The organism is Nostoc sp. WHI (assembly GCF_015714725.1).
Classification (GTDB): Bacteria; Cyanobacteriota; Cyanobacteriia; order Cyanobacteriales; family Nostocaceae; genus Nostoc.
The window spans coordinates 62,251-69,488 of sequence record NZ_WBKM01000109.1 but is presented as its reverse complement, the minus strand read 5'-3'; the positions used below and the strand labels follow the sequence as shown (position 1 = coordinate 69,488).

Genomic DNA, 7,238 nt, shown 5'->3' with positions numbered 1-7,238 from the left:
ATCCAAATAGAGTTTTTTTACATTTATTTTAAAGGATTCAAGTTCTGCCAATAAATAAGTAATTATTGCTACACTGATATCTAGTTGGCGAACACCTCTAACTGCGAGGGTTACACGCTTATTTTTGTTAATAACATATAAAGTTGCATAGGCGTAAAAAGAATGAGTACCAGATTTGGCTTGACTTCGATATATGTAGGGTAATTCTAGTAAAGTTGGCTTACCATAATAGCAAATTAAATTTAAATCAATCGCTATTTTTAAACAATTTTTTTTCAATCCTAAAGGAATTCGACTTTTCAATGCTTGATTAATTTGTATCTCTAATTCCTCAAAATTGTTAATTTTATTAAGATGATATCTAATATCATTAGCTGTAGGGACATTCTTTAATGATTTGGCTGTATTTTCGATACTATCTCCATTGCTAGCTGCCTTTATAAGAATCTCGAATAAAGTCTTTTGATCACATAGTCCTTGAGAATCAAAAAGAAAAATTTTCTACTAAGCATTCAATAACCTCTTCAAGGGTTTCTGAGGCGGTTATTGCCAGTCCTTCTAATGAAACAGTCAATTTTTTCAGCCAATATGCTACACAATACTTTCATCATTTCATTTTTTGAAATTTTTCAGATTAGTATAAGCATTAATTATAATGTAAGTAGCTTATCTTACTTTAATATACGTAGTCGCGACTAGCGATCGCTCTTTGGGAAAAACTTTTTGGTTTACTGATGTAGCGGTTCGTTTAGTCGTGAAATTTATCGTCAACGCAACATTGTTGAACCATGTTCCATACCCAATCTTGACCGATATGTACTAAAATCAAGGACTTGAGTCACAAAGAGAGCAATCATGGCATCCATCCGCGAGTTGCACCAACAACTGGTTAAAAAAGAACGTTCTGCCGTTGAAATTACCCAAGACGCTTTAGAGCGCATTCAAGCATTAGAGCCGAAATTGCACAGCTTTTTATGTGTGACGGCAGAACGAGCATTAGAGCAGGCGGGTGCTGTGGATGCCAAAATTGCTGCGGGAGAAGAAATTGGGCTGCTAGCAGGGATTCCTATCGGGATTAAGGACAATTTGTGTACCAAGGGAGTTCCTACCACCTGCGCCTCCCGAATTTTGGAAAATTTCGTGCCACCTTATGAATCAACGGCGACGCAAAAACTGGCGGATGCTGGGGCGGTAATGGTAGGTAAAACCAACTTAGATGAGTTTGCGATGGGTAGTTCTACAGAAAACTCAGCCTTCCAAGTTACGGCTAATCCTTGGGATTTGTCACGAGTTCCGGGTGGTTCTTCGGGGGGTTCCGCAGCAGCAGTGGCGGCTCAAGAATGTGTGGTTGCTCTCGGTTCCGATACTGGTGGTTCGATTCGCCAACCTGCATCTTTTTGCGGTGTGGTGGGGATGAAACCGACTTATGGTTTAGTTTCCCGTTATGGTTTGGTAGCTTACGCTTCGTCTTTAGATCAAATTGGCCCATTTGCAAACACAGTAGAAGATGCTGCAATATTATTAAGTGCGATCGCAGGTCACGATCCCAAAGACTCTACCAGTCTCAAAGTTGCCATTCCTAACTATGCCGCCAGCTTAAAACCTAACTTCAAACCCAGAGGTCAGTTAAGAATTGGTATCATTAAAGAAACTTTTGGTGAAGGTTTGGACTCTGTTGTGGAACAAGCTGTCACCAAAGCAGTAGATTTACTACAAAGTTTGGGAGCGGAGATTCATATAGTTTCCTGCCCTCGCTTTCGCTATGGTTTACCCACCTACTACATCATCGCCCCATCAGAAGCGTCAGCAAACCTGGCTCGTTACGATGGTGTTAAATATGGATACCGCGCTCCTGATGCAGATAATCTGCTGTCGATGTACACTCGTACCCGTGCTGCTGGTTTTGGTACAGAAGTCAAACGCCGGATTATGATCGGCACTTATGCTCTTTCGGCTGGTTATTACGACGCTTACTACTTGAAAGCCCAAAAAGTCCGCACCCTGATTAAGCAAGACTTTGAAAAGGCTTTTGGTGCCGTTGATGTGTTGGTCTGTCCTACATCTCCCACTACAGCATTCAAGGCGGGAGAAAAAACTACTGACCCCTTAAGTATGTATTTAACTGACTTGATGACTATTCCCGTAAATCTTGCTGGTTTACCTAGTTTAAGTTTGCCATGTGGTTTTGATGATCAGGGTTTACCAATAGGATTACAGTTAATTGCCAATGTGCTGCGAGAAGACCAACTGTTTCAGGTAGCTTATGCTTATGAGCAATCTACTAGTTGGCATCTGCGTAAACCGCAAATATCTTGAAAATTGTCATTGGACACTAGTTATTTCCCCTCTTCTTCCTACCCTTGTACTTTTTTAGTCATTTGTCAGCCTAATTACTGACTATTGACTGTTGAGTGTTGTCTTCTGGAGTCGGGGATTCAGACGTAATTTGTGGTGGATTAAGTGTATAAAAAAGACCAGCAGATGCAGCTACTAATAATAGAATGTAGGTAACAACAAGAGGTATGTATGTATTTGGTTTGTTGTTTGAATTCTTGTGATTATTATTGGAGTCTTGGCGGACGGCATTAGTTATAAAGGCGTATGATAAAGCATTTCCATCCAGTCCTAAGGCATCTCCATAGCGACGGATGAATCCTTGAACAAAGATAGGCTCAGGCAATTCTTCAAATCGCTCTTCTTCTAAAGCTTGCAAAACACCTGATCGAATCAGTGTTTGAGCGGCTATTTCTTCTATGCGGATAGATTTTTCTTGTCTTACTTGTCGTAAGTGTGTGGTTATTTCTTTTAGCTGCTCTACTTGAGCTTCATTTAAGAGCGTCACAGTCTTCTCCCATTATGGACTAATGTCTACTATTCATATATTGAATTGAGAAGACTTAAATGTGCATACGTAAATTTACTGAATAATGAATTTTAGGAAAAGTTTTTTGATAACGGTTCAATCCTATAATTAAAAATGCTAAAGCTGCTAGCATTAAGTATTTTTATTGTTACAATAAATACTTTAAGAGTAAAATTTTAAGACATGGAAATTAACACGTTGCAATTTTTAATACATAGAGCAAGTTAAACGGGAAATTTACGCGATTCTTGCTGAAAAGTAAGTAGAGATGCAAAATGGAAGCATCTCTACTTAAAGTTCTAAGTTTTGCGCTCAAAAATTAGAAGCGATCGCACTCAAATCTGGTTCAATGAGTGAAGAAAGCAATGTCCACAACTGCAAATCAGTAAAATCTGGAATTGCCATAAATGCGCCGACTTCCTGCAAAACTTGAGGATCGTGGGTGGATGCTATACCAATGGTGCGGATATCTGCGCCTACCGCAGCCCGGATACCAGAGGGAGAATCTTCTAAAGCGATCGCTTCCTCTGCTTCAATCTCTAATTTCTTTAGGGCAGCTTGGTAGGGTGCAGGGTCAGGTTTACCTGCTATACAATCATCTGCTAAAACAATTGTATGGAAAGCTTCTTTTATTCCCAAAACCTCTAGCATAAATTCTGCATTTAATTTAGGTGCATTAGTTACTAATGCACGTTTTAGCTGATGTATCTCTGTCCATGCTAATAGTTCAGAAAATCCACTCAGTGGTTTGAGATTCAAGGCTAGTTTGCGGAAAAGCGCCTCTTTTTCATCTGCAAATTTTTGCCCTTCTGCTACTGATAATTGTGGCAGAATGTCTTTAACAATTTCAGGATTTAGCCGCCCACTAATTCGGGATTTATAAAATGTTTCGTCAATTTCTATGCTGTAATTTAACAGCATTTCTTGCCAAGCTCGGTAGTGTATGGGGTCAGTGTTGACAATAGTGCCATCTAGATCAAAGAGAATTGCAGCCAGCATGATTTTTGGGTAAAATGTAAACAATTGTTAACTTAATTTAAATAGTTTACATTGTTTTTTTGCGCTGTATAAGGGCAAAAAGCTATAAATTAATCTGCTAAATCCTAAAATCTATACTGTATAAGGCATATAAGGGCAGACAGGTAGAACCTCTTAACAAACTGCCGTATAATTGATAACCTTCTATGTAAGCAAATGCTAGCCAATCCAAACTTTTTTCGCGTTGATGATTTACTAGTGCAGATTTACAACTCTGAAGTCGAAATGGCCCAAGACGTTGCAGAAATCGCGCAAAAGAATTTACAGCAAGTCCTCAAACAACAGGATACAGCTGCTGTATTGTTAGCAACAGGTAACTCCCAACTCAAATTTCTTGATGCTTTGATTGCATTGGGTGGTGTAGATTGGTCAAGGATTACCCTGTTCCATCTAGACGAGTATTTGGGAATTACTGCTGACCATTCTGCGAGTTTCCGGCGGTATATGCGAGAACGTGTAGAGAAGCGGGTTGCTCCTAAAGAATTTTACTATATAGAAGGTGATACATTACAACCACTGGCAGAATGCGATCGCTACACCAAACTATTACAAGCACAACCAATTGACTTGTGCTGTCTTGGTGTTGGCGAAAATGGACATTTGGCTTTTAACGATCCAGCAGTAGCAAATTTTCAAGATCCTTACAGTGTGAAACTAGTGAAACTGGATACAGTCAACCGTCAGCAACAAGTAAGCACAGGTCACTTTCCGAATTTAGAAACTGTCCCACAATATGCTTTTACTGTCACCATCCCGACGATTTGTTTAGCCAAAAAAATTCTCTGTCTTGCTTCAGAAAAACGCAAAGCCAATGTGGTGAAGGAGATGTTGCAAGGATCTATAAGCACAGACTGTCCGGCTTCTATTCTTCGTCAACAACCCCAAGCGACGTTATTTTTGGATGTAAATTCTGCTAGCCTGCTTTAGCATTGTTAACAGCGTTATTAAAATCTTCTGTAGTCCAAGAATCACGATCAAAAACACACCAAACCTAAGCATATTCTTCTTGCTTATTCAGTTCCTTTGCGCTTTGAACTAATCTGCTCGGATTCTCTCCTAAACTCTACACGTCTATTTTAATGACATTCCGAGAAACACGAAAACATGAGATGATTCAAATTTCCGATATATGGAATTGCCCCATATCTACCTTGAATATAATCGCAGGATGCTAGAAGTAAGAAAAGGTTCAGGTGCAGGGATTGCTTCAGATAAATCAGCAAATTCAATTAAGCGATCGCTCAGTTGTGTGTATTTTTCTAAATCGATGTCTGCTAAGGTAAACGCAAAGGAAAGTGCAGAGGAGCGCCGAGAAACCCCTCTGCATACCTACCCTGGGGGAAAGCGTTCGCGTAGCGTCTCGTAGAGAAGCGCCCATGCGTTTAAAAAATAATTTATGCAAATTGTTCGATCATTCATCGCTAATCAGCAGAACAATTTTACCCGCCACAGACCCGCTTTCAATCAATTGGTGGGCTTTAGCTGCTTCTTTCAAAGGAAACTTGTGACTAACATGGATTTTTAACTTACCTTGATCAATCAAGGTGGTACATTGTTCGAGAATTTCTGCATGATGCTGGAGACTTTCCTCCAATCCTAGTAACGCTGGTGTCAGCATTAATTCTAAGCTAATGCGGAGATTTCGTTGTCTAGCAGTTTTCCAAACAGTATTAGCATCTGGTTCGAGAATCGTCACAATATCACCATACACTCGCACTGCGGGAAAAGTTTTGTGAAAGGTTTCGCCGCCTACAGTATCAAAAGCCAAGTCTACGCCTTCGCCGCTAGTCCAATCTAATACCGCTTGCACAAAGTCTGTTTGTTTGTAAAAAATTACATGGTCTGCACCGAGTTCTTTGACGAAATTAGCTTTTTCCTCAGAACTGACTGTGGTGGAAACAGTAGCACCTTTGAGCTTTGCCAATTGAATTGCTACATGACCGACACCACCAGCACCCGCATGAATCAAAACCCGTTCCCCAGGTTCCAATCGTCCCCGTTCATATAAAGCTTCCCAAGCGGTGATTAATGCTAAAGGGGCTGCTGCTGCTTCGGCAAAGGAGATAGACGCAGGTTTATGTGCCACAAACTGCTCATCCACAACGGTATATTCAGCATAATTACCTTGGTGTGCGCCTAAGCCGCCATAGCAAAAATATACTTCATCACCTGAGCGAAAATGCTGAACACCAGCACCTACCGCTTCCACGATACCTGCACCATCGCATCCTAAAATTGTCGGCAGGCGATCGGGGTAGAAAGTTCCTCGGCTACGAAGTTTAGTGTCAATGGGGTTAATACCAGCCGCCACCAAACGCACTAAAAGTTCAGTATTACCTACAGGAACAGCAGGGTTTGGTACTTCCTGTACTTGCAGAACTTCGGGACTGCCAGATGCTGTCATTAGGACTGCTTTCACAACTCTTTCCTCCTGGCTTTAGATGCACGTTCATTTGCAACTTTAGCGCAAGAGGGAGATACAGAGATATGTTTTAGAGAGAACTGCGTAGGCGTAGCCTGTCGTAGACATCGCGCTTTACATTAACAAACTATGATAAGGGGCGATTACTTTTGGTAATGTTATTTGTATCCGCAAGATTAATAATTTAAGGAATTCTGCGTACCCACTCGTCGGTGAACTGACGCAATGTAATAAATACTGTTTATATTTAAGTATTATATGTGACTTTGTTAACGTGTCTAGAACGTTCACCAAAGAAGTCTAAGTAAAATTGTTTAAGAGTAAGAGGAATTTATGACTAAACTCTCCATAGAGCAAATGCTTTACTTGCTTTACACGGTTGCCTACTCAGATGAGGGTACGGTCACTCAAGGTACTGTCAAAGAGCATTTGTCTAAAGAACTCAAAAAAAATGCTGATGATATATACAACACTCTATACCAGGAAAATTTACTAGAATCTCCCAAGAGAAGGCGGATTTCAGTCACAGAAGAGGGCAGGAAAGCGCTTGTAGCAAATCTACAAATTACAGACTACAAATTCGACTCTTCAAAAGGGCAAAAAGTTCTAAACACTCTTCTGCATTGCCTTAAACTAACATCGTTGAAAGACTATGTTTCTTCTGTGCTTATAGAAGACATGGACTTTGATACATTCGTAGAAAAGTTTAAAGAACTATATTTTGCAGAAAGAAAGCAACAAGAATTGCGTGGCGTTGTTGTTATTCGCAGTCGAGATATTTGTCAAAAGTTTAGTGAAAAGAATCCTATTTCTCAATCAAATTTAGATAATTATTTCAATAAACTAAAATCAACTGGCAAAATCTTTGCTGTTATTGAGCAAAATGAAGAATTGATTCAATGGGTAGAATAATAT

The 7,238-nt window shown here is 40.0% G+C and carries 7 protein-coding genes and 1 pseudogene; 4 read left to right on the top strand and 4 right to left on the bottom strand.

Translation table 11 applies throughout. From position 1 onward, the window contains the following. Nucleotides 1-574: pseudogene (locus tag F8S12_RS42290) on the bottom strand (ISH3 family transposase); the annotation flags it as partial. A 281-nt stretch (nucleotides 575-855) separates the two neighbouring features. On the opposite strand from F8S12_RS42290, the gene gatA reads away from it, so the two are divergent. Further along, entirely contained in the window at nucleotides 856-2,316 is a 1,461-nt protein-coding gene (gatA, locus tag F8S12_RS11030; protein WP_196516337.1) for an Asp-tRNA(Asn)/Glu-tRNA(Gln) amidotransferase subunit GatA, read from the top strand. Between the two features lie 70 nt (nucleotides 2,317-2,386). Here the strand turns inward: gatA and F8S12_RS11025 are convergent, their stop codons facing one another. Both F8S12_RS11025 and F8S12_RS11020 read right to left on the bottom strand, forming a co-directional pair. Continuing rightward, nucleotides 2,387-2,842 (bottom strand): helix-turn-helix domain-containing protein, encoded by a 456-nt coding sequence (locus F8S12_RS11025; protein WP_196516336.1) that lies wholly within the window; start codon nucleotides 2,840-2,842, stop codon nucleotides 2,387-2,389. A gap of 333 nt (nucleotides 2,843-3,175) precedes the next feature. Next, nucleotides 3,176-3,862: an HAD family hydrolase gene (locus F8S12_RS11020; RefSeq protein WP_196516335.1), complete on the bottom strand. Its 687-nt coding sequence runs from the start codon at nucleotides 3,860-3,862 to the stop codon at nucleotides 3,176-3,178. Nucleotides 3,863-4,057: 195 nt separating this feature from the next. On the opposite strand from F8S12_RS11020, the gene F8S12_RS11015 reads away from it, so the two are divergent. Continuing rightward, nucleotides 4,058-4,828: a glucosamine-6-phosphate deaminase gene (locus tag F8S12_RS11015; RefSeq protein ID WP_196516334.1), complete on the top strand. Its 771-nt coding sequence runs from the start codon at nucleotides 4,058-4,060 to the stop codon at nucleotides 4,826-4,828. A gap of 241 nt (nucleotides 4,829-5,069) precedes the next feature. Beyond that, nucleotides 5,070-5,267 carry a hypothetical protein gene (locus tag F8S12_RS11010; RefSeq protein WP_196516333.1) on the top strand — a complete coding sequence of 66 codons (198 nt, stop codon included), beginning with the start codon at nucleotides 5,070-5,072 and terminating at the stop codon, nucleotides 5,265-5,267. Nucleotides 5,268-5,312: 45 nt separating this feature from the next. On the opposite strand, the gene F8S12_RS11005 is transcribed toward F8S12_RS11010, so the two are convergent. Continuing rightward, nucleotides 5,313-6,320 (bottom strand): zinc-dependent alcohol dehydrogenase family protein, encoded by a 1,008-nt coding sequence (locus tag F8S12_RS11005; protein ID WP_196516332.1) that lies wholly within the window; start codon nucleotides 6,318-6,320, stop codon nucleotides 5,313-5,315. 336 nt (nucleotides 6,321-6,656) lie between these two features. Here F8S12_RS11005 and F8S12_RS11000 point away from each other — a divergent pair, with 336 nt between their 5' ends. After that, complete coding sequence (locus tag F8S12_RS11000; protein WP_196516331.1) at nucleotides 6,657-7,235, top strand: hypothetical protein; 579 nt, start codon at nucleotides 6,657-6,659, stop codon at nucleotides 7,233-7,235. The last annotated feature ends 3 nt before the right edge of the window (nucleotides 7,236-7,238 follow it).